This window comes from Parvibaculum sp. MBR-TMA-1.3b-4.2 (assembly GCF_053628815.1).
In genome coordinates, this window is sequence record NZ_JBRJHC010000001.1 from 2,237,190 (window position 1) to 2,262,756 (window position 25,567).

Sequence of the window (25,567 nt, forward strand, 5' to 3'; positions counted from 1 at the left end):
GGAATCCAGTTGTCATGTGTCTAGCGCCGGGTGAGCGCGAGGCCGAGGCCTGCCAGCGCAAGCACGGCGCCCGACACCTTGTTGCGGATCGTCTGGGCGCGGTGCGACTTCAGCCAGGGGGCGAGCGCGCCGGCGCCGACAGCATAGGCTCCATCGGAGATGGTGCTGACGGTGATGAATGTCACGGCCAGAATAATGAGCTGCGGGGTAGCCGGTTCCGATGGGCTCACGAATTGCGGAAAGAAGGCGGCGTAAAAGGCGAGCGTCTTGGGGTTGGTGACGGAGATGAGAAATCCGCGGCGCAGCAGTAGGTCGGTCGTCGGTCGTGAGGGCGGCCCCGAATTTTCATCCATCGGCTCATAGGGCGCGCGCCAGCTCTGGATGCCGAGCCAGACGAGATAGGCCGCGCCGACAAGTTTCAGTGCTTCCGTCCAGGGACCGAGCGCGGCGAGAAGCGGGGCGAGGCCCAGCACGGTCAGCACCATGTGAAGCGAGAGCGCGCAAGTGGTGCCCGCGAGCCCGGTGAGGGATGCGCGAGGCCCGAAGCGAATACCGGTCGCGACAAGCCATGTCACGACCGGGCCGGGAATGATGCAGAGAATGAGCGTGGCGGCGATGAAGCCGAGATAAAGATCGATCGGGACCATCGCCGCCTGTTCCTGTCCGTTCAGCCGAGATGACGGCGGAAGAAGTCGAGCGTCCGGCTGTTCGCCTCGTCGGCGTTCTTCTTGTCGTAATGCGCACCGCCCACACGCGCGAAGGCGTGGTCGTTTTCCGGGTAGCGGTGGATGGTCACCAGAGCATTGTCGCGCAAGCCTTCCACCATCGCTTCCTGCGCTTCCGGCGGCACGAACTCGTCCTTGCCCGCGACATGCAGCATGAGCGGGGCCTTGATGCCCTTCGCGTCGTCCAGGCGGTTGGCGATGTTGACGCCGTAATAGCCGACCGAGGCGTCGCTCGTCGTGTGGCAGGCGGTGAGATAGGCGAGCAGGCCGCCCAGGCAGTAACCGACCGCGCCGACCTTGCCGCTGGTCATGGGGCGCAGCGTGTCGATGGTTGCCTGAACGTCTTTTGTGCCCTTGTCGGGATCGAACTTGCCCATCAGGTCGAAGGCCTTCTGCCATTCGGCGTCGGTCTTGTCGGTGATGTCGACGCCCGGCTCGATGCGCCAGAAGAGATCGGGCGAGAGGGCGACATAGCCTTCGGAGGCAAGTCCGTCGCAGATATCGCGCATCACCTGATTGACGCCGAAAATTTCCTGAAGGACGACGATGCCCGGGCCGGTGCCGGAGGCGGGTTTGGCGAGATAGCCGCTGAATGAGCCGTCATCTGTCTTGATCTCGATGGTTTCGCCGCTCACTTGCTGATCTCCTTGGAATGCTTGGGGAAGGTGGATGGGGTGTGCTGGCCGGACTCTAGCCGCGCAGGCGATCAGAATCGAGGGTGAAGGGGAGAGAACATTGTGACTTCAGGTCTATATGCATTCTCGGCTGTCACCCCGGGCTTGTCCCGGGGTCCAGGGGCGAGATGGCTGTGTCTGACGCTCCTGGATCCGGCATAAAGCCGGGATGACACATTCTGCTAATTGCTGACCTGTCGCCGAGCGTCGCGCAACGCTTCGATGAGTTCATCCGGTGTGGCGACGGGGAGCGAGCAGGTTTCGCCGACACAGACATAGGCCGTGGGTTTGTCGTCGACCATTCCCTTCCCAAAGGCCGGATGACTCTGCGGCAGGCTCGCATTTTCCGGCAAATGCGTGACGATGCGGTTGGGCAGGGCAAGCGCATAGATGGCGCGGCGAAGCGGTTCGACCTCTCCTGTATCGCCTGCCAGCACGATCTGGATCGGGCGGAGGCGGGTCTCGAAACTTTCTATGTAACTCCCCAGCGGAAAGATGTTGCGTTGGAGTTCGCCCGCGAAAGCCCGGATGACGCTGTCGGCTTTGGCCAGATAGCTGTCGTCGCCGGTGAGAAAGGACAGCCGGGTGAGGATGCCCGGCAACACGCCATTGGCGGAGGGGATGGCGTCGTCATAGACAGTTCGTGTACGGATAATCAAGCCGGGGGCATCATCGGCGGTGAAGAAGTAGCCGCCATTCGTGGCATCCGCATAATGGGAATCCAGTTGTCCAATGAATGATTGCGCGGCGTCGAGATAGCGGGGCTCGAATGTCGCCTCGTGAAGCGCCAAGGCGGCATCGGCCATGAAGGCGAGATCGGCGGCCATGGCGAGATGCTGCAGCTTGCCTTCGCGCCAGGCGTGGTGGAGCCGCCCGTCCCGGACCATGTTTTCCGCGACGAAGCGGAACGCGCCCGCGGCCAGTTCGACCCATTCCGCCTCGTCGAAGGCGAGGCCTGCGCGGGCCAGCGCTGCCATCATCAGACCGTTCCAGTCCGCCAAAACCTTGTCGTCGAAGCCGGGGCGGATGCGGGAGGCGCGGCGGGCGAGGAGCTTTTGCTTCAAGGGGGCGAGGACGGACTCTTCGTCTTCCGTGAAAGCGGTATCGGCATGGTGAAGGCGGTTCAGGATGTTGGTGCCTTCCCAATTGCCCCTGGCGCTGACGTCATAGACCTGTTTGAAGAGGGGAGCGTCATCGCCGAGGACCTCGTCGATTTCGGCTTCGCTCCAGACATAGAATTTGCCTTCCTCGCCCTCGCTGTCGGCATCGAGCGAGGCGGCTATGCCTCCCTCGGGGAGAAGCATTTCGCGCTTGAGCCATTCAACTGTTTCGTGCACGCGGCGGGCGTAAAGAGGCTTGCCCGTTTCCTGCCAGACGCTCGTATAAAGCTCGATGAGCTGGGCATTGTCGTAGAGCATCTTTTCGAAATGCGGGACGAGCCAGCGTTCATCCACCGCATAGCGTGCGAAGCCGCCCCCCAGATGATCGTAGATGCCGCCCTCGGCCATATGGTCGAGCACGCGTGTCGTGGCCGCTTCGAAGGAATGGCCGTCCGGGGCAGGGGTGCCGCGCAGATGCGCCCGCCAGAGGAGGGAGAAGATTCCGGTCTGGGGAAATTTCGGCGCGCCCTTGAGGCCGCCATTTTCAGGGTCCATCAGCTCGACGAATTTGCCGGCCACAAAGTCGGGGACCTGCGCGGTGGGTTCACCGGGTCTTGAATCGGCCGATTGGGCGGCAAGCGATTTTGCCAGCGCGGCGCGGTTCTGTTCGATCTTGGCGGGCTCCTCGCGAAAGAGGCGCGCGACTTCTTCCATGACCTGAATGAAGCCGGGGCGGCCATATTTGGGCTCCTTGGGAAAATAGGTGCCGCCCCAGAAGGGTTCGCCATCCGGCGTCAGGAACATGGTGAGCGGCCAGCCACCCTGTTCGCCCAGCATGTGCAGTGCGCTCATATAGATGGTGTCGATGTCGGGCCGTTCTTCGCGGTCGACCTTGATGGGCACGAAGAGGCGGTTCATCACCGCGGCGACATCCTCGTCCTCGAAACTTTCATGCGCCATGACATGGCACCAGTGGCAGGCGGCATAGCCGACCGAGAGCAGGATCGGTTTTCCCTCCTCGCGCGCCACGGCCAGCGCGTCCTCTCCCCAGGGGCGCCAGTGAACGGGATTGTCCTTGTGCTGCAGGAGATAGGGGCTCGTCTCGTCGGCGAGAAAATTGCGTGACATAGGGGCTTCCGGAATGTTCACTCGTTTAAATTGCTACCCCCGATTTAGGGGTTATGTGCGCCCGCGTCGATGGATGGAAGAGTCATGAAAGTAAAGATCGACCTCGATATGACGCCCGAAGAGGCGAGGACTCTGATGGGGTTGCCGGATCTGCAACCCATGCAGGAGAGGCTGCTCGCGCAACTCGAAAAGCAGCTCGCCAGCAATATGACCTATGTCGATCCCGAGCAGATCATGAAAGGCATCATGCCGATGGGCGCGCAGTCCATGGAGCAGTTCCAGGAATTGCTCTGGGGCATGGCCCGCAATGCGATGGGGCCGGGCGGCAAGACGGCAAAAGACAAGACGACGAAAGACAAGGACCAGAAGGGCGAGTGACTTTCCCCTTCTGACGGAGAACGGATTTCTTGGACACGATCTATGCTCTTTCGAGCGCGGCCGGACGGGCCGGCGTTGCTGTCATTCGCCTGTCCGGGCCGGAGGCCGCTCATGCGCTCGAAGCGCTGACGGGCAGGGGGCCGGGCGAGCCCCGCATGGCTGAGCTGCGCCGCTTGCGCGATCCGGCGAGCGGCGTAGCAATCGACCGCGCGCTGGTTCTCTATTTCCGAGCGCCCGCAAGTTTTACCGGCGAGGATGTCGTTGAGCTGCACCTGCATGGTGGGCGCGCCGTGGTTGCGGCGGCGGTCGACGCGCTGTCGGGGCTCGGGGGCTTGCGTGCGGCAGAGCCCGGGGAGTTTACCCGGCGGGCATTCGAGCACGGCAAACTCGATCTCACCGAAGTCGAAGGCCTCGCCGATCTCATCGATGCCGAGACCGAGGCCCAGCGGCGGCAGGCGCTCTACCAGATGGAAGGCGCGCTGGGCCGTCTCTATGAAGATTGGCGGGGACGGCTCATGCGCCTCCTGGCCTATGCGGAAGCCGAGATCGATTTTCCCGACGAGGAAGTGCCGGGCGACCTGCTGAGAACGCTGGGGCCGGAGCTGGAGACGCTGCGCTCCGATATTGCGATTCATTTGAAGGACGGGCATCGGGGCGAGCGGCTCCGTGAGGGCGTGGAGGTCGCCATTGTCGGTCCGCCGAATGCGGGGAAATCGAGTCTCCTCAATCGGCTCGCCCGGCGCGAGGCAGCGATCGTTTCCGCCGAGGCGGGGACAACCCGGGATGTGGTCGAAGTCCGTCTCGATCTTGGTGGGGTCCCCGTGACGCTTGCCGATACCGCCGGGCTCAGGGAGGCATCCGGGGATATCGAAGCCGAGGGGGTCCGTCGTGCCTTGGCCCGGGCCGAGGCCGCCGATCTTCGGATCGTGGTCGAGGCCTGCGATGGAGCGGGGGGCTTGACCGGGGATTTCGCCAATGCCCGGGAGGGGGATATCCGGCTCGTCAACAAGATCGATCTCGGTGCCCCGGAGGAGGCCGATGCGCTTTTCGTCTCCGCGACGACGGGCGAGGGGCTCGATCTGCTGGAGCAAGCTCTGTCTAGCCGGGTTTCAAGCGCTGTCTCGCTCAAAGCTCACCCTATCATCACCAGATCTCGACACAGAGAAGGTCTTCAGGCGTGTCTTGCGGGCCTAGATCGGGTGGAGGACGGTCTTCGAGGCGGTCGGGAGACCGAACTGGTTGCCGAGGATCTCCGGCTCGCGGCCCGCGCTCTCGGGCGGATTACGGGCCGTGTCGATGTCGAGGATCTGCTGGATATCGTTTTCCGGGATTTCTGCATCGGGAAGTGACGGGACTAGATGTTTCACGTGAAACAGAGTCCGCGATTTCTAATAGCTGCGCCTCATCCATTGACCTGCGGACAATCTTGAGTCTATTTCTCGGGCAATGATCGGCGGCTGTTCCGCCCATAATTTCTGTCTGAAAGCCCATGTCCCAGCATTTCGACGTCATCGTGATTGGCGGCGGCCATGCCGGTTGCGAGGCGGCCTCGGCCGCGGCGCGCGCCGGCGCCCGGACCGCGCTTGTCACCCATAAGGTTTCGACGATTGGCGAGATGTCCTGCAACCCTGCCATTGGCGGGTTGGGGAAGGGGCATCTGGTCCGGGAGATCGATGCGCTGGACGGGCTGATGGGGCGTGTCGCGGATGCGGCGGGCATCCAGTTCCGGCTGCTGAACCGACGAAAGGGTCCGGCGGTGCGGGGTCCACGTGCCCAGGCCGACCGGAAGCTCTATCGGAATGCGATGCAGGCCGAGATCCTGAACCATCCGAACCTCGAGGTGATCGAAGGCGGAGTCGATGATCTTATCGTGACCCATGACCGCGTTTCGGGCGTGAAAACCGAGGACGGACGGACATTCGGTGCCGGACGGGTGGTCCTGACCACAGGGACCTTTCTCCGGGGCATGATCCATCTGGGCGAGAAGCGCATTCCGGCTGGACGGGTGGGGGAGGCGCCGGCGCTGGGCCTCTCGGAACGGCTTTACGGGCTGGGATTCCGGCTGGGCCGCCTCAAGACCGGGACCCCGCCGCGCCTGGATGGCGGCACGATTGACTGGAACGCGGTCGAGATGCAGCCGGGAGATGAGCCGCCGGTCGCCTTCTCCTTCCTGACAGACAAGATCACGACGCGGCAGATCGAATGCGGGATCACGCGAACGACCGAAGCCGGACACAGGATCATCGAGGAGAACCTCCACCAGTCTCCGGTCTATTCCGGGCAGATCGAAGGAGTGGGGCCGCGCTATTGTCCTTCGATCGAGGACAAGGTGGTGCGTTTCCGCGAACGCGACAGCCACCAGATCTTCCTGGAGCCGGAAGGACTCGATGACGACACGGTTTACCCCAATGGTATTTCCACCGCGCTGCCGGAGGATGTTCAGCTCGCCTTTCTGAAGACCATTCCGGGGCTAGAGAATGCCGTGATGCGGCGGGCGGGCTATGCCATCGAATATGACTATATTGATCCGCGCGAGCTGCAGGCGACGCTGGAAACGAAAAAGCTCCCCGGGCTCTATCTGGCGGGTCAGATCAACGGGACGACAGGCTATGAAGAGGCGGCCGCGCAGGGCGTGATCGCCGGGCTCAATGCGGCACTGGCCGAGGAGGGCGAAGATCCCCTCATTCTCGACCGGGCGCAGGCCTATATGGGCGTATTGGTGGACGACCTCATCACTCGCGGCGTATCCGAGCCCTATCGGATGTTTACCTCGCGCGCTGAGTATCGTCTGACATTGCGCGCCGACAATGCCGACCAGCGCCTGACGCCGGTCGGGATCGGCGCAGGCGTGGTCAGCGATGTCCGGGCAGCCCGGTATCAGGAAAAGGCCCTGGCGCTGGAAGAGGCGGGCTTGTTGTGTCGCTCGCTGCGCTTGTCGCCGAACGAGCTGAACAAGCGGGGCTTCAAGATCAATCAGGATGGCGTGGTGCGCGACGTGGTCGATCTGCTCGCCTATCCGGATATCGATATGACGCGGCTCTCGAGCGTGTGGCCTGAGCTTGGCTCACTCGATTCCCATATATCGGAGCAAATCGAGATCGAGGCACAATATGCGGGTTATTTGGAGCGGCAGGAGGCCGATATTCGCGCTTTCCGGAAGGACGAGGGGATGACCCTCCCGCTCGACCTCGATTACGGCGCCGTTCATGGCCTGTCGAACGAGGCGAAATCCAAACTGTCCTCTGCACGTCCAGCGACATTGGGACAGGCGGCTCGCATCGATGGGATGACGCCCGCAGCGCTGACCAGCGTAATGATTCACGTGAAACAAAACACACAGTCGCGCAGCGCTTGAGGGGTATGATCGGGTATGCCCCAAAATCTAGTGCAAGTCGTTGATGCGGAATCCTTTTCGGCTGCGACGCATGTTTCACGTGAAACAATGGAGCGGCTCGCGCAATACGAGTCCTTGTTGATCAAGTGGCAGCGCTCCATCAATCTGGTCGCCAAATCCACTCTCGACCAGCTCTGGCAACGGCATATGCTGGATTCCGCCCAGCTAGCCGATCTGGCGCCGGACAATGCGCGGTGCTGGATCGATCTAGGCAGTGGGGGCGGGTTTCCGGGACTTGTGGTGGCCATCCTGCTGCGGGATCGACCTGGCTTCAGGATGCATCTCGTCGAGAGCGACCAGCGCAAAGGCATCTTTATGCGGGAGGTCATCCGGGAGACGGGCGCGCCGGCAGAGGTCCACACCGCCAGGATCGAAAACTTCGCCCGGGAGACCGATCTGCAGCCTACCGATCTGCAGCCTGATGTGGTCTCCGCCAGGGCGCTGGCTGCGATGGACCGTATTATAGAGTGGGCGCACCCGCTGTTCGGCCCGGAGACAATTGGACTGTTTTTGAAGGGGCAGGGGCTCGAAGACGAATTGACCTCGGCGCGTAAAGGTTGGATATTTGAAGAAACCGTCATACCCAGCCTGTCGGACCCCAGCGGCTCGGTGCTGCAGCTAAGAGGCCTCCATGGTGCAGATCGATGAAGATCGGATGGAAGATGTTCCGTCTGCGGACAGCTCCACCCACAATATTTCGTCCGACAGCCCGGATGACCGCGATAAGCCGGTGGCCCGTGAAGATGCGCCGACGCTGATGAGCCATACCGGGTCTGACGGGAAGGTTGTTCCGTCCACGGATCGTCCGCGGGTGCTGGTGATCGCCAACCAGAAGGGCGGCGTGGGCAAGACCACGACCGCCATCAATCTCGGCACCGCGCTGGCCGCCGTCGGCGAAAGGGTGCTGGTGGTCGATCTCGATCCGCAAGGCAATGCAAGCACTGGGCTCGGCATTGGGCGTGGCGAGCGCAAGGTGTCTTCCTATGAGCTGCTGATCGGCTCGGCGCTGGCGGAAGATTCCATCGTGCCGACCAAGGTGCCCGGTCTCGATATCATTCCTTCGACCATGGATCTGCTGGGCGCCGAACTCGAACTGGCAACCGTACAGCGCCGCTCGCACCGGTTGCGCGATGCCTTGCTGCGTATGCCTCGCCACGGAAAGGTGCGCGAAGGCAGTGAGGCGGAGATGAAAAGCACCTCGCGTCCCTACTCTTATATATTGGTGGATTGTCCGCCCTCGCTGAATCTGCTCACCATCAACGCGATGGTTGCGGCCGATGCGGTGCTCGTTCCGCTACAGTGCGAGTTCTTCGCGCTGGAGGGTCTGAGCCAGTTGCTGCGCACGGTGGAGCGGGTGAAGACCAGCCTTAATCCCCGGCTGGAAATCCAGGGTGTTATCCTGACCATGTTCGATCAGCGCAACAAGCTGTCGGAGCAGGTACAGGCGGATGTGCGCAGCTATCTCGGCGAGAAGGTCTATCGCACGGTGATCCCGCGTAATGTGCGTATTTCCGAAGCGCCCTCCTATGGCAAGCCGGCGCTGGTTTACGACCATCGCTGCGCGGGCAGCAAGGCCTATATGAAGCTTGCCGCGGAGATGATCCAGCGCGAGCGGATTTTGCGGAAAAATGCGGCGGCTTAGTCGAATCTCCGCGTGCGGACAATAGGTCCGTGAAGATTTTTAATGTTGGATCTGAAGACTCTTAACAAAACACTACAAGTCTCTGATCTGACTTCTGAATCCGGTCATACCGGGTAGTGATGCATGTTTTCGGACCATAATCAGGCCAGTTATTCCGCCGTTTATGGTCAATCGTTCCGGCCATACCGCATATGGCATCGGGCCCCGCGCCGGGAAGACTCGCGGCGGGATTGGAGAGGGAAGACGAGATGGCTGAAGAAGCACCGAGCAGGCTTGGGCGTGGTCTGGCTGCGCTGATCGGCGACGATACCGCTTATGCGCTGGGCGATGCCGAGGCACCGAAGCCGACCGGCATTCGCGAAGTGCCGATCACCTCGCTGCGCGCGAACCCGTTTCAGCCGCGCCATCGCTTTCGCGAGGAAGAGCTCGCCGATCTGTCGAACTCGATCCGTGAGAAAGGCATATTGCAGCCCATCGTGGTGCGGACGCTGTCCGGCCAATCCGACGCCTTCGAGATCGTGGCGGGCGAACGCCGCTGGCGTGCCGCGCAGCGCGCGCAGCTTCATCAGGTGCCGGTCATCGTCAAGGAGCTGACGGATGCTGAGTCTCTCGAAATCGCCATCATTGAGAATGTCCAGCGCGCCGACCTCAACGCGGTGGAAGAAGCGGCCGGCTACGAACGGCTTATGGCGGAATTCGAGTATACGCAGGACACGCTGTCCAAGCTCATCGGTAAAAGCCGCAGCCATGTCGCCAATACGCTTCGGCTTCTTTCGCTGCCGAAACCCGTTTTGAACCTGGTGGAAGAGGGCAAGCTGACCGCTGGTCATGCGCGTACGCTGATCGGTCATTCCGACGCGCCTAAACTTGCGCAGGAAATCGTGAGCAAGGGGTTGAGTGTGCGAGGCGCCGAAGCGCTGACCCGAAAGCCCGACAGCGCCCGGAGCGGAAAATCGTCGGGATCATCCGCGCGCATGCAGAAGGATGCCGATACGGCCGCGCTGGAACGCAGCGTTTCGGAGCATCTCGGTCTGGCCGTGGAGATCCTCTACAAGGGCGACAAGGGCGGGGAAGTGAAGATTTCCTACAAGACGCTCGAACAGCTCGATGAAGTCTGCCGTCGTCTGGCCGGTCACAAGCCGCAGCCCATGGGCTGACCGGTCCTTTTCGGCCTTTTCCTAAATTTTACGCCTACCGGCTTATATTCCGGCCTAACGCCTGCCGGCCCGGGCTCCTTGTGCGATGCGCAGCAGGGTCTGGCCGCAAACCGAGTTGTCGGGTTGGCCTGTCGTCTTGCAAAGATTTTCCGCATCCAACGCAAGCTCGAGCGCCCGATCGAGCCGCTTGCGCGACCAGAGCTGAAGCTGGCGCTGCACAATCGCCTGGCGGCTGAAATGAACCGGTGGGCGCATGGATTTGAGCGCTGCGGACCGGTCGCCGCCTTTTTCCACCCGCGCCAGCGCCAGATGAAGCTGCTGCAAATGACGGGTCAGGGCATTCAATATGGCAACCGAATTGACATCTGCTGCCCGGGCGCGTGCCAAAGCCGTGTCTAGCGCGCCAAGATCGCCCGATGTCGCGGCGTCGACCAGATCGTCAAGGCTCGAAGCGGCATTGTCGCCGATGCAGGCGCGCGCCTCTTCAAGCGTTACGTCGCCGCCACCGCTCATATAGAGGACGAGTTTTTCGAGTTCGTTGCGCGTGATCCCGCGATCCGCCCCCAGATGGCTCATCAGATAGTCGAGTGCGGCGGGCTCGGCGCGCAGCCCTTCGCGTGAAAGCGTGTCGCGGATGAAGGTTTCGAGAGCCCGTGCATCGTCTGCGTAACAGGGCAGGGCGGCGGCATTCTCCGTCGCTTCAAAGAGTTTTCTGAGGCTCGATCGCGGCCCGAGTTCCCCCGCTTCGACAAGCACAAGCGCGTCGCCCGCGGGATGGGCGAGAAAACTCTCGATAGTTTTAGCGAGGCTGTCGCCGGCTCCGCGCACCCGGATAACGCGCCGGCCGCCCAGCATCGAGATCGCCGCGGCTTCGTCGGACAGACGGGCGGGATCCTGCCGAAGTTCCTGGTCCGTCAGGTCGCAAAGGCGAAAAGGGTCGGAAGGGTCTTCCACCACGGAGGCGGTGAGCTTGTTCATCCGCTCACGGATCAATCCGCTATCGGGGCCGTAGACGAGAACGGCGCGGATAGCCTCGCCGGGTCCGGCGGCAAAACGGTCTGCTTCTGCCGGTCTGATTTTCAAGGATGCGCCTTATTTCGCTGTCGTCTGCTTCGCCGTCCTGTGGCCTTCGAAATAGACGCCTAGCTGCAACTTGATGTCTTCGGCCACCATTTCGGTGCTGCGCTGCAGGCCGTCTTCCGAAGCGATGATATTGGCGAATTCGGAATCCACACGGTTGTAGGAGGTTCGCGAGCGGGCAAGGGAGCTATATAGCGGCTTGTCCTCGCCCTGTCGGGTCAGCGTGAAACTCACCAAAAGCACGATATTCTTGCGAGTGACGGAGGCGTCCTGCTGGATCGCCACGTCTTCCTCATAGGTGCGCGGCGCGAGCTTTACGACATATTGCGGCGCGGCGGATGATTTGCCTGCTGCCCGAAGATTGTCGATCAGCGTGTATTTCAGATCGCGGCCGAGCCTGGTGTCGGGCGCTTCGACGCTCACATTGGCCAGGCTTGCGCCCAGATCCCCGTCGCGCGTGGCGTAAAGCGGACTGAAACCGCAGGCGGTGAGACCGGGCGCCAGCCCGAGAACCAACAGCGCCAGAAGCGGCGCCAGCCTTGTCAGCCTATACACGGGCCGCAGGCGTTCAATTGGCGACGATGTTGACGATCTTGCCCGGTACCACGATGACTTTCCGCACCGTCTTTCCATCGATCGCCCTTTCCACCTTCTCAAGCGCGAGCGCGGCGCGCTCCACGTCTTCTTTTTCTGCGTCGCGGGCCACGGTCAGCTCGTCGCGCCGTTTGCCGTTTACCTGTACCGCCATCGTAACGCGATCATCTACCAGCAGCGCCGGATCGGCAACCGGCCAGGGCGTTTCCACGATCAGCGTCTCGTGCCCGAGGGCCAACCAGCACTCCTCGGCCAGATGCGGCATCATGGGCGCAGTGCAGAGCACCATGAATTCCAGCGCTTCGCGCCGGGCCCATTTCCCGGCCTCGTTTTCCGTCTTGAAGCCTGAAATCGCATTGGCGAGTTCGTAGATACGGGCAACCGCCCGGTTGAAACGCAGATGCTCGATATCCTCGGTGATCGAGGCGAGGGCCTGATGTGCGGTCCGGTGCAGCGCCATGGCCGTGTCGTCGAGCTTCGGCATCGGCGTACCGGCGGGACAAAGCTCGTCCGCGCCTTCCGACGCCAGACGCCAGAAACGCTGGGTGAAACGCCAGGCTCCCTCCGCGCCGGCATCCGTCCACTGGACGTCGCGTTCGGGCGGGCTGTCGGACAGCATGAACCAGCGCGCGGTGTCAGCGCCGTACTGGTCGATGATGTCGGTGGGATCGACCGTGTTTTTCTTCGACTTCGACATCTTCTCGACCGAGCCGATCGAGACGGGCGCGCCGGTTTCGGCGTGTTTTGCGGACCGCTTGCCGTCGACATTGTCCACAACGACGTCCGTTGGCGCGACCCATTTGCCGTCGGCGTCGCGATAGGTTTCGTGGTTCACCATGCCTTGCGTGAAAAGCCCGGCAAAGGGTTCGGCGAGATCGAGCTGTCCGGCTTTCCGCATGGCGCGCGTGAAGAACCGCGAATAGAGCAAGTGCAGGATCGCGTGTTCGATGCCACCGATATACTGATCCACCGGCAGCCAGTGCTCCGCCGCCGCCTTGTCCACCGGACCCTCCGCATGCGGAGAGGTGAAGCGGGCGAAATACCAGGAGCTGTCGACAAAGGTGTCGAAGGTGTCGGTCTCGCGGCGCGCAGGCTTGCCGCATGACGGGCAGTCGACATGTTTCCAGCTCGGGTGGCGGTCGAGCGGGTTGCCCGGCACATCGAAGGTCACATCGTCGGGCAGCGTCACCGGCAGCTGATCCTTCGGCACGGGCAGTGTGCCGCACTCATCGCAATGGATGACGGGAATGGGGCAGCCCCAATAGCGCTGGCGCGACACGCCCCAATCGCGCAGGCGGTAGTTCACCGTGCCTTCGCCGATGTTCAGGCTTTCGAGCTTTTCGATGGCGGCGCGCTTGGCAGCGGTCACGTCGAGGCCGTTCAGGAAGTCGGAATTGACCGCCACGCCGTCGCCGGTGAAAGCCTCCTCCGCCCTGGCGGCAAATTCAGCCAGCCAGGCGTCGAGCTCTTCGCCGGTCTTGTCCTTGGGCGCGACGACGGGAATGACGTCGAGGCCATATTTGCGGGCGAAATCCAGATCGCGCTGATCATGCGCTGGGCAGGCGAAGATAGCGCCTGTGCCATATTCCATCAGGACGAAATTGGCGACATAGACGGGCAGGGTGTGCCCTTCGATGAACGGGTGGCGCGCGGTGAGCCCGGTATCGAAGCCCATTTTCTCCGCCGTCTCGATCGCTTCCTCGGAGGTGCCGAGCTGATCGCATTTGCGGATAAAGGCCTGCAGTTCTTCATTGTCCGCGGCGAGTTTCTGCGCCAGCGGATGATGCGGGGACACGGCGCAGAAGGAAGCGCCATAAAGCGTGTCGGGCCGGGTCGTGAAAATTTCCAGCGCGTAATCCGGTTCGTCCGCCAGTCCCTGGACAGGGAAGAATACGCGGGCGCCTTCCGATTTGCCGATCCAGTTCTTCTGCATCAGCCGGACCTTTTCGGGCCAGCGATCGAGCGTTTCCAGCCCGGCAAGCAGCTCTTCGGCGAAATCGGTGATGGTCAGGAACCATTGCACGAGTTCGCGCCGTTCGACCGGCGCGCCGGAGCGCCAGCCGCGTCCATCGATCACCTGCTCATTGGCCAGCACGGTATTGTCGACCGGATCCCAGTTCACCGTGCTCTTCTTGCGGGTCACGAGACCTGCCTCCAGCAGGTCGAGGAAGAGTGCCTGCTGGCGGCCGTAATATTCGGGATCGCAGGTTGCGAATTCGCGCTCCCAGTCGATGGCGAGGCCGATGGCTTTCAGCTGCTCGCGCATGGCTGCGATGTTGGCGTAGGTCCATTCCTTGGGATGGACGCCCTTTTCCATCGCCGCGTTTTCCGCCGGCATGCCGAAGGCATCCCAGCCCATGGGATGCAGTACGTTGAAACCGCGGGCCCGGCGGTAGCGTGCGATCACATCGCCCATGGTGTAGTTGCGCACATGCCCCATATGGATGCGCCCCGACGGGTAGGGGAACATCTCCAGCACATAGTATTTCGGCTTGTCCCCGCTATCGGCTTCGGTGCGGAAGGCGGCCATTTCGGTCCAGGCCTTCTGCCATTTCGGTTCGCTGGTGCGGGGATTGTAGCGGCTGGACATTGACGGAAATCGATCGCTGGTCGGGTTCAGGGAAAATGGGGCTCAAAAAGCGGACCGCCCGCCCGGCGGAACCGGGCGGGCGGGGAAGGTATAGCTTGCCGCGCGGTGCGGGAAAAGGATCAGTTGTCCGGGTTTTCCACCGAGCGCATACGCAGCTCGCGCGCGCGGACCAGAATGGCGTTTTCGATCTTGGTGGCGGTCACCTGATCGACCGGTGTATCCACCCAGTCGCCCTTCTCATCCTTTTTCTGGCGGAAGACGGCCACTTTCACGCCGTCGGCGCGCAGGCGCTTGTCCAGAATATAGGTCGTGACCTTGAAGCGTTCGCCCTGAGCCTTGGGGTCCTGATACCAGTCGGTGATGATGACGCCGCCAAAGGGGTCGGCCGAGGCAAGCGGCATGAAGCTCAGCGTGTCGAGCGAGGCGCGCCACAGATAGGAGTTCACACCGATACCGCCGCCCGTATTGTCGCCGGAGCCGCCGCCGCCAAAGAGGTTGAGGCCGCCTTCGCCGAAGACCGTCTGGCGGTCGCCTTCCTTGGGCGCGGGGGTGGTCGGGCCGGTGCGACCGGTGGTATCGGGATATTGCCGTTCACCGCCGCTGAAGACGCCGCAGGCGGTCAGGCTCACCGACGCGGTCATCAGAATGGCCGCAGCCAATGCGAAGCGAATGACGTGGCTCAGCTTCCCGCCCGTCGCGGAAATTGCACGCAGCGAGCGTCGTTCAACGGTCTTGGTCATGAGTTCCGGCAAGCCTCTTGTTTACGCCCCCCGGGCCGTCTGATGCGGCCGGTGCCGTGATTATATGTCCGCCGCCTTCGGCCTTGGACCCGTTCTCCCGCCCGCAAGCGCCCTGTTTGCCGTTGCAGGCGGGCCTTTATAGCGAGACATGGCGGTTCTCCGCAATCACGCAGCGCCTTAAGTTTGCGAAATGAGGTGGCACGGGAAGGCGCGGGATACGTTACGCCCACGCCACAGCGGCGCCCGTCTTTTTCGCGCCCGCGCCATCTCGGGTATTCTAGCTCGCCAAGCCCCCCGCGTGTGCCGAGATTTCAGGCAAACTGCCTAGGCATGTCGCCTATATGTTGCGCAATAACCACATGCCATGACGCTTTCTTGACGGCAAAAGGGCCGATTAGGGGTACTGATTCGCGTTGTAAATTGCGCCACGGCGGCAAAACATCCTTGTGGCACAAGCGGTTTGGAGGTGGAGGCGACCCTTTTGCGTTAACGGTTCGTTAACTACCTTGGGCCTGCTTGTGCTGTTTCGGCAACATCTACCGACATTCCATCGTCATAAGGGCGGGTGCGCTTGACCCTGAGGGTTATCGACGGATTAATCAGCCTACGCGCTCGGGGGGCACCTTGTCGGCCCGGCGAATGTTGCGATCCGGTCGGGCGGACTGGGCAAGCGTTGGGGGAAAACTCCTTATCCCGCATGCCTCAGACAACCCCGGCGGTTTGTAAATGGACCAGCACTAGCTGCTACTGCGAGGAACACATGAAAAAGATTCTTCTGGGGACGACCGCTCTCGTCTCTGCCGGCCTGGTGGCCGGTCCGGCTCTCGCCGGCGACCCGCTTTCCGTTTCGGTCAGCGGTTCCGTCGTGACCGGTTTCTACGTCGTTGACGCGGACTCCACCGGCGCCACGTCCTACCAGGACACGAAGGTTGCCGTTGTTGCCCGTAACATCGACATCATCGCCGAAGGCACGCTGGACAACGGCATGACCGCCGGTGTCGACGCCAAGATGATGCTCGGCAGCGACTGGAACACTCTTGCCAATGCCGGTGCGCCGTCTGGCGTGACGTTCCGCCAGCTCTTCGCCTACCTCGAAGGCGGCTTCGGTCGTTTCGAAATCGGTGGCGTGGACGGTGCTGCCTACAAGATGCACTACACCTCTCCGTGGTTCGTGCCGGGTAACGGTGTCGACTCCCCGAACATCTACAACGGTGTCGGCAGCGCGGGTCTTTCACGTAACACGACCTTCTCGCTGATGGCGACGGACGCGAACAAGGTGTCGTACTTCACGCCGCGTTTTGCCGGCTTCCAGCTCGGTGTGTCCTACACGCCTGACGTGACGCAGAGCACCACGGGTGTGAACGCGAACGGTCTGACTGTTCTGCCGAAGCTGACCGGCGGCGGCGGCGTTGGCCCGACGACGGATGTGTTCGAAGTCGCGGCTAACTATGCCGGCACGATCGGTGGCGTCGACCTTGGCGTCGACGGTTTCTACACGGACGGCGACGGCAATGCTTCGAACACCGATCCGAAGGAATACGGCTTCGGCGCAAGCCTCGGCTACATGGGCTTCACGCTTGGCGGTGCCTGGTACCAGAGCGAAGACCTTGCCGGTCCGACCAACTACGGTGCGTTCACGCCGGTCGCTTCGCTGGCCGACGCCGGTGCCGAAGTCAAGACCTGGACCGTCGGTCTGTCCTACGGCACGGGCCCGTGGACGGTTGGCGTTGCCTACCTGGAAAGCCAGGACGACTCTTCCGCGACCTCGACGTTCGGTTCCAATGGTGCCGAGTCGAAGGCTTGGCAGGTTGGTGGCGGCTACTCGCTGGGTTCTGGTGTCGACCTCGGTCTCGACGTCCAGTTCAACAGCAAAAAGGCTGCTGCGGGTGCGCAGACCTTCGACACGACGTCGGGCGGTATCGTGCTTGCCGTTTCGTTCTAATCCGAACGAAACCAAGACTTTTGGAGAGCGGGTTTCGGCCCGCTCTCTTTTTGTTTGTACGGTCCTATTTCGATTTCGATAATGGGCCGGACCACAAACAAGAAGTGAACGGGAGAGAAATCGTTGGGCGCGTTAATTTGGCTCGCCTCCTATCCGAAATCCGGCAACACCTGGATGCGGAGTTTCCTGCATAACTTGCTGAGGGGAGGCTCGACGCCGGTCGATATCAACAGGATGGCGGATTTCTGTTTGGGGGAGTCCGACGCGAGTTGGTATGCGCCACGTGCGCCGAAAACTGTCGGCGATCTAACCCCCGAAGAGCTGGCAGCCATCCGGCCGATTGTCCATCAAGACTTCACGACAGCTTTTCCCGACTCTGTTTTCGTCAAGACGCATAATTTCCTGGGCGAGTCTTTTGGCTATCCCATCCACAATATGGATGTCACCGCCGGCGCTATCTATATCGTCCGTAATCCTCTCGATATTACGCTTTCCGCCGCCAATCATTTTGGTCTTACGACGGACGAAGCAATCGATTTTATGTCCGACCCGGATGCCATGACCGGTGGAAATGATCGTCACGTATTTGAATATCTTTCTTCGTGGTCGTTTCATGTTCAGAGCTGGACGCAAAATCCGAACCCTCAATTGCTCGTGGTGCGGTACGAAGATCTGATCCGCAAACCACGTAAACACTTCAAGCAGGTGGCGGGATTCCTTGGGCTCAAACCGCCCGCTGAAAGACTTGAGCGTGCCATCAAGTTTTCGTCGTTCAAGGTATTGAAAGCTCAGGAAGAAAAGTCGGGTTTTCAGGAGAAATCAAAAGCTTCGGACAAGTTTTTCAGAGAAGGCAAGGCGGAGCAGTGGAAAGAGAAACTGACGCCCAAGCAAATTCGCCGCGTGATAGATAACCACCGGGAGCAGATGGAGCGGTTCGACTATGTACCGAAAGATTATGCCTGACGACCGACTGACTATCGTTCATTGGCGAATGCGGAGGGAAGGAGAAGAAACATGGGAGGGCTAATCTGGCTCGCGTCCTATCCCAAGTCCGGCAACACTTGGATGCGGACTTTTCTTCACAATTTTCTGATGAATGCGGAAAAGCCTGTAAGCCTCAATGAACTGACGCGATTTTGCATCAGTGAGGTTACGTCGACGCATTATCGCCGGCGCATTCAGAAGCCGTGGGAGAAGGTCACGCTCCAGGATGTCATGAAGATCCGGAGCGCTGTTCAGGCAGACTTCACGTTTGCCAGTCCGGACTCCGTGTTCGTCAAGACTCATAACTATATGGGCGATTGGCTTGGGTATCCGCTCGTCAATCTGAACGTGACTGCCGGCGCCATCTATATGGTTCGCAATCCTCTAGATGTGGTCTTGTCGGCGCGCGATCATTTCGCTCGACCTATTGACGAAACAATCGAGATCATGGGTAGCTCGGAGGGTGGCGTCGCAAAGACGGATAGCCATGTTCCCGAACGCTATAATACGTGGTCGGAGAATGTGAGAAGCTGGACAGAGCATCCCAGTCCGCAACTTCTCGTATTGAGATATGAGGATATGCTCGAGAAACCGACTGAGGCATTTGGTTCTGTTGTCCGGTTCCTCGGTTTGAATACGCCGCCGGAGCGGCTGGAACGCGCTATCGCTAATTCGTCCTTCAAAACGCTCAAGGCTCTGGAGAAAGAGGAAGGGTTCAACGAACGGCCGGATCATGCGGAATCGTTTTTCCGCAAGGGGCAGGTCGGCCAGTGGCGCGAAGAGCTGACCGAAAAACAGATCCGCCGGATCATTTCCGATCATCGCGAACAGATGGAACGCTTCGGGTATATCCCGGAAGATTACGCCTGACGGTTTCCCGCCTGCAGAAAGCCGATCCCGGCGATGCCGGTAACGCCGGTTTGCGTCAGCCGCCGAACGTCGCTCTCTGTCGTGATGCCTCCCAATGCGTAGGCAGCAAGGCCAAGGGCCGAGGCATTACGGGCGAGCGACGCTGTGCGGATCACGCCGAGATGGGGCGCGCCCGGATGGCTCTCCGTTGCAAAGACCGGCGAGATCAGAACGGCATCTACTTGCGTATTTGCTGCGCGGCGGATTGCAACTTCGGAATGGGCGGCGGCGGTGACGATGAAATCGGGCCGGTGGCTCCGCCTATCCATCAGATAACCATCTGTGAACGGATCGATAAGCCGGCGCTCGGCGAGATGCATGCCATGGGCATGTATAGCGAGGCGCGGCTGGCCTGCCAGCAGCAGGAGGCAGTTCCTGTTTTCCGCAAGCCGTGCGACATGGCGGACGTCCCGACGGGAAAGGGCTTCACCATAGGCACGCCAGATAAGGATGTTGCCGGGTGGCAGGGCGGCCAGTGCCCGTTCCGGATCGGGCAGGCGGGCGGGATCGGTCATGCCGATCACAGCGGGGGCGCCATGCGCGCCAAAGCGATGCGCCGCGCGCGCGATGAGGGCTGCGCTGGGCGTGGATATCTTGTTTTCGGAGCCTTGCGGCACTAGCTTCGACCTCCTGAACGAGAGGGTATAAATGGCACGGAACGACGCGGCGCATAAAGAGGAAACGGCGGTGACGCGCCTGGCCGGGGTGCGGCAGAAACTGGCTGCGGCAGCGCGCGAGGCCGGACGTGATCCGGCGGCGGTGACGCTGATCGCTGTTTCCAAGACGTTCGATGCGGAAGCCATTCTGCCGGTGCTGGAAGCCGGACAGCGTGTTTTCGGCGAGAACCGTGTGCAGGAAGCGCAGGGCAAGTGGCCGGCACTGAAAGAGCATTTCGCCGATATCGAACTTCACCTGATCGGTCCGCTGCAGACCAACAAGGTGAAAGAGGCGCTGACCCTTTTCGACGTCATGCACACGCTCGATCGCGAAAAGCTTGCGCGTGCGCTGGTGAAGGAGCGCGAGAAGGGCGCGTCGCTTCCTCGGCTCTTCGTTCAGGTGAATACGGGTGAAGAGGAACAGAAGGCCGGGCTGCTGCCTGCCGAGGTCGATGACTTCATCGCGTCCTGCAAGGGCGAATGGCAACTCGAGGTCGAGGGCCTGATGTGCATTCCGCCGGTCGACGAAGAACCGGCGCTGCATTTTGCGTTGTTGGAAAAGATCGCGCGGCGCAACGGGTTGGAGAAACTCTCCATGGGCATGAGCGGCGACTATGAAGCCGCAATTGCCTGCGGCGCGACTCATGTGCGCGTTGGGAGTGCCATTTTCGGCAGCCGGACCGGCCCTAACCGGAAATAGAAATTACAGTCTCGTCGTCAATGCGTGCCAGAAGCGCCAGCATGTCGTCGAGGCGCAGCGAGACACAGCCCTGGGTGGGCTGGAGTTCGCCATTCTCTTCCTTTGCCAGATGAATGAAGATTGCGCTGCCCGCCTCGGGCACGACGGGATCGTCATTATAGCCCACCACGATCACCAGATCGTAGAGGTGGTCATCGCGCCACATCTGTTCGGCGCTGGCGGTATAGGGGAAGTCCACGGGCCGGTTATAGGCAGGATCGGCGGATGCGTCGCACCAGCCATCCTTCGGCCCGATAGGGATCAGGGGCAGGCCGGTTTCCGGCGCGGCCAGGCGGTCCTGCCGGTAGCGGAGCTCGCGAAGCGGAAAGGTGCCGATCGGCGTGCCGCCATCGCCTTCTCGTTTTTCTCCGGCAAGCCCGGTCCTGCCAATGGCACAGGGGAAGTCGTGGTTTCCCGCCGTCAACCGGCCCGTCCTGGCACCCGGTTTTGCCGTTACGTTTATGTCGCTCAGTCTGTCCATGGCGGAAGATTAAGGGCTCGGACGTCGCAAAGCCATATCCCTATTGCGGGGCCGACTGTCGATCCCGGATGTCCATCATGCTGCGGTATTTGTCGAGGCCGTTCGCCATGGCCGCGGCGAAACCCGATGGCGGCACGGGGGCTGGGTCGGCGGCGGCAAGGCGGGCCTCGGCAGGTTCCGACGAGGCTTTCCCTGCGGGTTCGGATTTCGTCGTCGTGTGTACGCTGGTGTCCTCGTTCAGGCTGGCGGTTGCGGTTTTGTCGCCAAAGGCGGAAAGGATGGCATTGAAACCCGCCGGGCTCAGTTGCGGGATCGGCGGATTGCCTTTGCCGGCCGTTCGGTCTTGCGTCGCCTGAGCGGCGGCCTGACGGATGGCTTTGGCCGGCGCTGGGTCCGCAGACGCCTCCCGCCAGGGCGTACCGAGGCGGGAGGCGGTGGCGATTTCCTGTCGTTTGGCGTGAGCTTCGGCCTGTGCCGGTTTCTGCGCGGCCTCCGTTTCGCCGCCCATCGCCGCGACGAGCGCCTGGCCTGGCGAGGTGCCTTCGGCAGTCCGAATGGCGTTGGAAAACACGCCGGATACGAGGCCGAGGGGGCCGCCGTAAAGCGCATCGCCAACGACCTGGGCGCTATCGGAGATGCTGTCGCCGGTCAGCGATCGATAGACCTCCGAGACGAGGGGGATGTGCTGCAGCGGATTGGCGATGTCGAGGAGGTCGCCGAAGTCCAGATCCTGCGTGGCCGACGACATGAGTGCGCTGTCCGACGCGCCATGCTGCGCGCGCAACGCCTCGAAGGCGCGGGAGGCCATATTGTGTTTACCCGTCTGCGGCTGAAAACCGGGTCTGACGGCTGCTGCGGAGAAATCGGTCATGCGCGTTGCGCTCTCGCGGATCAGGGTGTTTATGCCTTTCCCACGCAATAGGCGGGCCATTGGCCGACTGCAGGGAAATTCCCGTATATTCAAGCAATTGTGAATTGTGCGTGTGGTCCGCAGGGCAGTAATTGCCGGGTTGACGTTCGATCTTGCCTATCCCGCCCGGCCGGGGGTTCCGTGCTTTGGCCCTGTGGCGGGCTGTGGCAGATTGGCGGGGCGAACGGCGAAAAGGGTAACGAAGACATGGCAAAGCGTCCGTCCAAATCACTTCCGGGACTTCCCGTCGGCCGGCCGGGGCAGGGGGGTGCCAGCCGCTTCGGCCCTACCGGCTTCGGTGGCGGGACGGTGCCTTTGCCGGGGGCGGCCGGGGGGGCGATGGGCTTTGCACCGCGACCCTCGCAGACGCCGCAAGCCGATCCGCAACAGCTTCTGGCGGCGATCCGGCAGGCGGCAGCACTTTACGGTCAAGGCCGCATGCGTGAGGCCGTGGAAGTGGCGCAGAGCATATTGCAGGCCGATCCGAACTACCCCGATGCGCTGCATCTCCTTGGGCTTATTCTCTATGAGACAGGCAAGGCCGCCGAAGGAGAGAAATTCATTCGGCAGGCGGTGGATGCGGCGCGGAAAAAGAGGACGACCGTGCCCGCCTCGCTCTGGATCAATCTCGGCAATGCCCGGCGCGCGCAAAAAAAATACTCTCTGGCTGAAAAAGCCTATGACGAGGCGCTGAAAATCGATCCGCGTAACCAGGACGCGCGTCTGGAGCGCGGTACGCTCAATCAGCTCTGTTTCGACCATGACGCGGCGCTGGCCGATTTCATGAAAGCGATCGAGATCGATCCGGGTCGTCTTTCCGCTTATCTACAGGCGGCGCAGTCTTCAGTGGATGCCGGACGCTTTCGCAAGGCGCTGGAATTCTGTCACGCCGCGCTGGAACGGATCGACCCTGCACCGGCGGAACTCTCTGCGTTCATCGGCATGGTGCATGAAAGGCTCTCGGAGCTCGATCTTGCCATCGAGTGGACCGAACGTGCCCTGGCAAACGGTAAGCCGAATGCGACGGCATTGAAGAGTTGGGCCAAAGCATCGCGGCGCAAGTTCCGCAAGGATGGGGACAAGCTTCTCGATATCCGGACGCGGCTGGAAGCGGCGGATCTGGACAAGTTCGAGCCGGAGAATCGCAGAGCCCTCTATGCGGAACTGGGGCTGACCTGTGACGAGTTGGGCGATGCGGATGCCGCTGTCGGCTGGTTTGAGAAGCAGAACCGGGAGAGTGCACAATTCGGCAAAACGGTCGGAATCGATCCAGAGGATTATGTCCGTCAGGTCTATGAGCTGCATGAAAGTTTCGTTCCCGATTTCGTTGCGGGATGGCAGTCGATCACGGGTTCTGGCGTGAGAACGGGTCATCGCGCCGCGCCGGTTTTTCTCGTCGGTTTTCCGCGTTCGGGCACGACGCTGCTCGATCAGATTTTCGATGCGCATCCCGAGGTGCAGGCGCTGGAAGAACGACCTACGCTTGTGGCGCTGGTCGAGAATCTTCGCTCGAAGAAAGCAGGCTATCCGGGATCGCTCGCTGATTTGCGCGAACAGGACCGCGACAGGCTTTCAAAGCTCTATTACGAAGAAGCGGAAAAGTACGGCGTGGATTTCACGCGGCATGTGGTGGTGGACAAGATGCCGCTCGACATGGTGCATGCGGGGCTCATCCATCGGGTGTTTCCGGACGCCAAATTCATCTTCGCACTGCGCCATCCCGCAAGCTGTGTCCTGTCCTGTTTCATGCAGGATTTCGTGCCCAACGCTTCCATGCTGAATTTCGTCACGCTGGAAAAAGCGGCGCGGCTCTATGACAAGGTGATGGGGCTGTGGGCCCGCTATCGCGAGATCCTGCCTCTTCAGGTTCAGGAAGTACGCTATGAAAATCTGATCACGGATCTTCGCGGCGAGGTGGAGCCGGCGCTCGATTTCCTCGGGCTCGGATGGCATGAGGCCGTCTCCGATCCGGCAGCGCATGCGCGCCAGCGGGGAAGTATCCGTACCCCCTCTTATGCCCAAGTGACGGAGCCTATCTACAACCGGGCCGCCGAGCGTTGGAGGCGCTACGAGAAATATATGGAGCCGGTCATGCCAATCCTCCAACCGCATATCGAGCGGTTCGGCTATTCCCTCTGACACACGGATGAAGATGAGCGCGACAAAGAAAATACTGATCGTCGATGACGACGATGTGCTGCGTGGATCGCTGATGGAACAGATGGAACTCTATCAAGAGTTTTCCTGCGCCGAAGCAGCGGCGGCCGCGGCGGGGCTGGCGCTCGCCAAGGACGGGCATTTCGATCTCGTGCTGCTTGATGTCGGCCTGCCCGATATGGACGGCCGCGAGCTGTGCCGCCTGATGCGGCGCGCGGGCATCAATGTACCGATCATCATGCTGACCGGCGCCGATACCGATTCCGATACGATCCTGGGGCTCGATGCCGGGGCTAACGACTATGTGACCAAGCCGTTCCGCTTCGGCGTGTTACTGGCGCGTATCCGGGCGCATCTGCGCAGCCATGAGCAAAGCGAAGACGCGGTCTTCACGATCGGCCCCTACAGCTTCCGGCCCAGCGCCAAGATGCTGCTGGACGAGAACGAGAAGAAGGTCCGGCTCACGGAGAAGGAGACCGCGATCCTGAAGTTTCTCTATCGCGCGGGCGCGAAGACGGTCGGACGCGACACGCTGCTGGCCGAAGTGTGGGGGTATAATTCGGGCGTTACGACCCACACGCTCGAAACGCATATTTATCGTTTGCGCCAGAAAATCGAGAAGGATCCGTCCAATGCGGAAATTCTCGTGACCGAGACCGGCGGTTACCGGCTGATGCCGTGAGGGCCTTTGTCAGGTCAGGCCGAAACGGTCAGTGACAGCGTGATGATGATGCCAAGTGCGATGGGCGTGGCGATAAGCGCAAAGACGAGCAGTGCGCTTGCGCCGAAGAAATAGACGGCAATCAATAGTGCCAGCAGAAGATTGACGCAAAAAAGGGTCAGGGAATCGGGACGGTCCATTACTCGTGGGCCTTTCGGAAAACCAGTTGATCGGGTGTTTCCGAGTAAATGACTTTTTCTGCTTCCAATGTGCAGATGGCAATTCGCCGCATGGGGCGGTGGAGAAGGGCGGTCAGAAGGTTTCGCGCGAGGCCTCGTCCACCGTCAGCGCATAGGTGGCGACATAATTTTCCGGCATTCTGGTGGGCCTGCCCGTTTCGATGTTGATGCAGACGAAGTCGGTAAGGCCGCGCAGCAGCGTCTTGCCGGTTTCCGCATGGACCATCTGAAAGCGGCGGCGGAGACGAATTTTGCCATCGTTTCCCGTAATCCATGTTGCGACCCATATCCGGTCGCCCTCATGGCTCGCGCCCAGATATTCGAGTTCATGACGGCGGACCACCATGCCGCGATTGACAGACGCATAGGCCTCGAAGTCGAGCCCCAGTGCCTTGGAGTGTTCCCAGGCGGTCTTGGCCATCCAGGTGAGGTAGACGACATTATTCGTATGCTGAAAATCGTCGATGTGCTGGGGCTGGACCTCCACCTCATGGATGTAGGGCTGAGGCCAGTCCCATCGGATCGTATCGTTCTTGTTTTCTGGCACTGTACCGGGTCCGTGCTGTCGAGCTGAAATCGTTCCCGCTTTCTTAGCCGGGCCCCTGCCGGAGCGCAAACAGGACGGCTCTTGTCCTCTCGTGAGCCTCTGCCGAAAACCGGTATCCACATTCCGCCGCGACGCTTTAT

Annotated in this window: 24 protein-coding genes; 12 read left to right on the plus strand and 12 right to left on the minus strand. The window is 61.4% G+C overall.

Annotated elements, in window-relative coordinates; translation table 11 throughout:
- Positions 1 to 20: 20 nt before the first annotated feature.
- From ACSSVQ_RS10730 to ACSSVQ_RS10740, 3 genes are all read right to left on the minus strand, one after another.
- A complete protein-coding gene (locus ACSSVQ_RS10730; RefSeq protein ID WP_293329328.1) occupies positions 21 to 647 on the minus strand; it encodes a LysE family translocator in 627 nt (208 codons plus the stop codon).
- A 20-nt stretch (positions 648 to 667) separates the two neighbouring features.
- Entirely contained in the window at positions 668 to 1,360 is a 693-nt protein-coding gene (locus ACSSVQ_RS10735; protein WP_293329329.1) for a dienelactone hydrolase family protein, read from the minus strand.
- Positions 1,361 to 1,581: 221 nt separating this feature from the next.
- Entirely contained in the window at positions 1,582 to 3,627 is a 2,046-nt protein-coding gene (locus tag ACSSVQ_RS10740) for a thioredoxin domain-containing protein (protein WP_454182961.1), read from the minus strand.
- Between the two features lie 84 nt (positions 3,628 to 3,711).
- Here ACSSVQ_RS10740 and ACSSVQ_RS10745 point away from each other — a divergent pair, with 84 nt between their 5' ends.
- The 6 genes from ACSSVQ_RS10745 to ACSSVQ_RS10770 all read left to right on the plus strand — a co-directional run bounded on the left by ACSSVQ_RS10745 (position 3,712) and on the right by ACSSVQ_RS10770 (position 10,198).
- Complete coding sequence (locus ACSSVQ_RS10745; RefSeq protein WP_454182963.1) at positions 3,712 to 4,005, plus strand: DUF6489 family protein; 294 nt, start codon at positions 3,712 to 3,714, stop codon at positions 4,003 to 4,005.
- A 29-nt stretch (positions 4,006 to 4,034) separates the two neighbouring features.
- The gene (gene mnmE, locus ACSSVQ_RS10750; RefSeq protein WP_454182965.1) at positions 4,035 to 5,354 is read left to right on the plus strand and encodes a tRNA uridine-5-carboxymethylaminomethyl(34) synthesis GTPase MnmE; all 1,320 of its coding nucleotides are present in this window, start codon (positions 4,035 to 4,037) and stop codon (positions 5,352 to 5,354) included.
- Between the two features lie 140 nt (positions 5,355 to 5,494).
- Positions 5,495 to 7,360 (plus strand): tRNA uridine-5-carboxymethylaminomethyl(34) synthesis enzyme MnmG, encoded by a 1,866-nt coding sequence (gene mnmG, locus ACSSVQ_RS10755; protein ID WP_454182967.1) that lies wholly within the window; start codon positions 5,495 to 5,497, stop codon positions 7,358 to 7,360.
- An 87-nt stretch (positions 7,361 to 7,447) separates the two neighbouring features.
- The gene (gene rsmG / locus ACSSVQ_RS10760) at positions 7,448 to 8,047 is read left to right on the plus strand and encodes a 16S rRNA (guanine(527)-N(7))-methyltransferase RsmG (RefSeq protein ID WP_454182969.1); all 600 of its coding nucleotides are present in this window, start codon (positions 7,448 to 7,450) and stop codon (positions 8,045 to 8,047) included.
- A gap of 109 nt (positions 8,048 to 8,156) precedes the next feature.
- The gene (locus ACSSVQ_RS10765) at positions 8,157 to 9,041 is read left to right on the plus strand and encodes a ParA family protein (RefSeq protein ID WP_454184686.1); all 885 of its coding nucleotides are present in this window, start codon (positions 8,157 to 8,159) and stop codon (positions 9,039 to 9,041) included.
- 248 nt (positions 9,042 to 9,289) lie between these two features.
- Complete coding sequence (locus tag ACSSVQ_RS10770) at positions 9,290 to 10,198, plus strand: ParB/RepB/Spo0J family partition protein (RefSeq protein ID WP_454182971.1); 909 nt, start codon at positions 9,290 to 9,292, stop codon at positions 10,196 to 10,198.
- A gap of 54 nt (positions 10,199 to 10,252) precedes the next feature.
- Here the strand turns inward: ACSSVQ_RS10770 and holA are convergent, their stop codons facing one another.
- From holA to ACSSVQ_RS10790, 4 genes are all read right to left on the minus strand, one after another.
- Positions 10,253 to 11,281, minus strand: coding sequence for a DNA polymerase III subunit delta (gene holA, locus ACSSVQ_RS10775; protein ID WP_454182973.1), 1,029 nt, complete (start codon positions 11,279 to 11,281; stop codon positions 10,253 to 10,255).
- Between the two features lie 9 nt (positions 11,282 to 11,290).
- Positions 11,291 to 11,833, minus strand: a complete 543-nt coding sequence (gene lptE, locus ACSSVQ_RS10780) for an LPS assembly lipoprotein LptE (protein ID WP_454182975.1) — start codon at positions 11,831 to 11,833, stop codon at positions 11,291 to 11,293.
- A 13-nt stretch (positions 11,834 to 11,846) separates the two neighbouring features.
- On the minus strand, positions 11,847 to 14,462 hold the full coding sequence (leuS, locus tag ACSSVQ_RS10785) for a leucine--tRNA ligase (protein ID WP_454182977.1): 2,616 nt from the start codon (positions 14,460 to 14,462) through the stop codon (positions 11,847 to 11,849).
- A gap of 119 nt (positions 14,463 to 14,581) precedes the next feature.
- On the minus strand, positions 14,582 to 15,202 hold the full coding sequence (locus ACSSVQ_RS10790) for a DUF3576 domain-containing protein (RefSeq protein ID WP_454182979.1): 621 nt from the start codon (positions 15,200 to 15,202) through the stop codon (positions 14,582 to 14,584).
- 760 nt (positions 15,203 to 15,962) lie between these two features.
- Between ACSSVQ_RS10790 and ACSSVQ_RS10795 the strand changes: the two genes are divergently transcribed.
- From ACSSVQ_RS10795 to ACSSVQ_RS10805, 3 genes are all read left to right on the plus strand, one after another.
- A complete protein-coding gene (locus tag ACSSVQ_RS10795) occupies positions 15,963 to 17,144 on the plus strand; it encodes a porin (RefSeq protein ID WP_293324226.1) in 1,182 nt (393 codons plus the stop codon).
- A 123-nt stretch (positions 17,145 to 17,267) separates the two neighbouring features.
- Complete coding sequence (locus tag ACSSVQ_RS10800) at positions 17,268 to 18,107, plus strand: sulfotransferase domain-containing protein (RefSeq protein WP_454182981.1); 840 nt, start codon at positions 17,268 to 17,270, stop codon at positions 18,105 to 18,107.
- Positions 18,108 to 18,158: 51 nt separating this feature from the next.
- The gene (locus ACSSVQ_RS10805) at positions 18,159 to 18,998 is read left to right on the plus strand and encodes a sulfotransferase domain-containing protein (protein WP_293324222.1); all 840 of its coding nucleotides are present in this window, start codon (positions 18,159 to 18,161) and stop codon (positions 18,996 to 18,998) included.
- Here the strand turns inward: ACSSVQ_RS10805 and ACSSVQ_RS10810 are convergent.
- Positions 18,989 to 19,654, minus strand: coding sequence for a thiamine phosphate synthase (locus tag ACSSVQ_RS10810; RefSeq protein WP_454182983.1), 666 nt, complete (start codon positions 19,652 to 19,654; stop codon positions 18,989 to 18,991). The genes ACSSVQ_RS10805 and ACSSVQ_RS10810 overlap by 10 nt on opposite strands.
- 31 nt (positions 19,655 to 19,685) lie before the next feature.
- On the opposite strand from ACSSVQ_RS10810, the gene ACSSVQ_RS10815 reads away from it, so the two are divergent.
- Complete coding sequence (locus tag ACSSVQ_RS10815; protein ID WP_454182985.1) at positions 19,686 to 20,393, plus strand: YggS family pyridoxal phosphate-dependent enzyme; 708 nt, start codon at positions 19,686 to 19,688, stop codon at positions 20,391 to 20,393.
- On the opposite strand, the gene ACSSVQ_RS10820 is transcribed toward ACSSVQ_RS10815, so the two are convergent.
- Complete coding sequence (locus ACSSVQ_RS10820) at positions 20,380 to 20,856, minus strand: L,D-transpeptidase family protein (RefSeq protein ID WP_454182987.1); 477 nt, start codon at positions 20,854 to 20,856, stop codon at positions 20,380 to 20,382. The genes ACSSVQ_RS10815 and ACSSVQ_RS10820 overlap by 14 nt on opposite strands.
- A 97-nt stretch (positions 20,857 to 20,953) precedes the next feature.
- On the minus strand, positions 20,954 to 21,784 hold the full coding sequence (locus ACSSVQ_RS10825) for a hypothetical protein (protein WP_454182989.1): 831 nt from the start codon (positions 21,782 to 21,784) through the stop codon (positions 20,954 to 20,956).
- Between the two features lie 378 nt (positions 21,785 to 22,162).
- Here ACSSVQ_RS10825 and ACSSVQ_RS10830 point away from each other — a divergent pair, with 378 nt between their 5' ends.
- Positions 22,163 to 23,962 (plus strand): tetratricopeptide repeat-containing sulfotransferase family protein, encoded by a 1,800-nt coding sequence (locus ACSSVQ_RS10830; protein WP_454182991.1) that lies wholly within the window; start codon positions 22,163 to 22,165, stop codon positions 23,960 to 23,962.
- Positions 23,963 to 23,975: 13 nt separating this feature from the next.
- Positions 23,976 to 24,662, plus strand: a complete 687-nt coding sequence (locus ACSSVQ_RS10835) for a response regulator transcription factor (protein WP_293324207.1) — start codon at positions 23,976 to 23,978, stop codon at positions 24,660 to 24,662.
- 14 nt (positions 24,663 to 24,676) lie between these two features.
- On the opposite strand, the gene ACSSVQ_RS10840 is transcribed toward ACSSVQ_RS10835, so the two are convergent.
- Together ACSSVQ_RS10840 and ACSSVQ_RS10845 are read right to left on the minus strand one after the other, a co-directional pair.
- A complete protein-coding gene (locus ACSSVQ_RS10840; protein ID WP_454182993.1) occupies positions 24,677 to 24,841 on the minus strand; it encodes a hypothetical protein in 165 nt (54 codons plus the stop codon).
- Between the two features lie 112 nt (positions 24,842 to 24,953).
- A complete protein-coding gene (locus ACSSVQ_RS10845; RefSeq protein WP_454182995.1) occupies positions 24,954 to 25,427 on the minus strand; it encodes an acyl-CoA thioesterase in 474 nt (157 codons plus the stop codon).
- Positions 25,428 to 25,567: the final 140 nt, after the last annotated feature.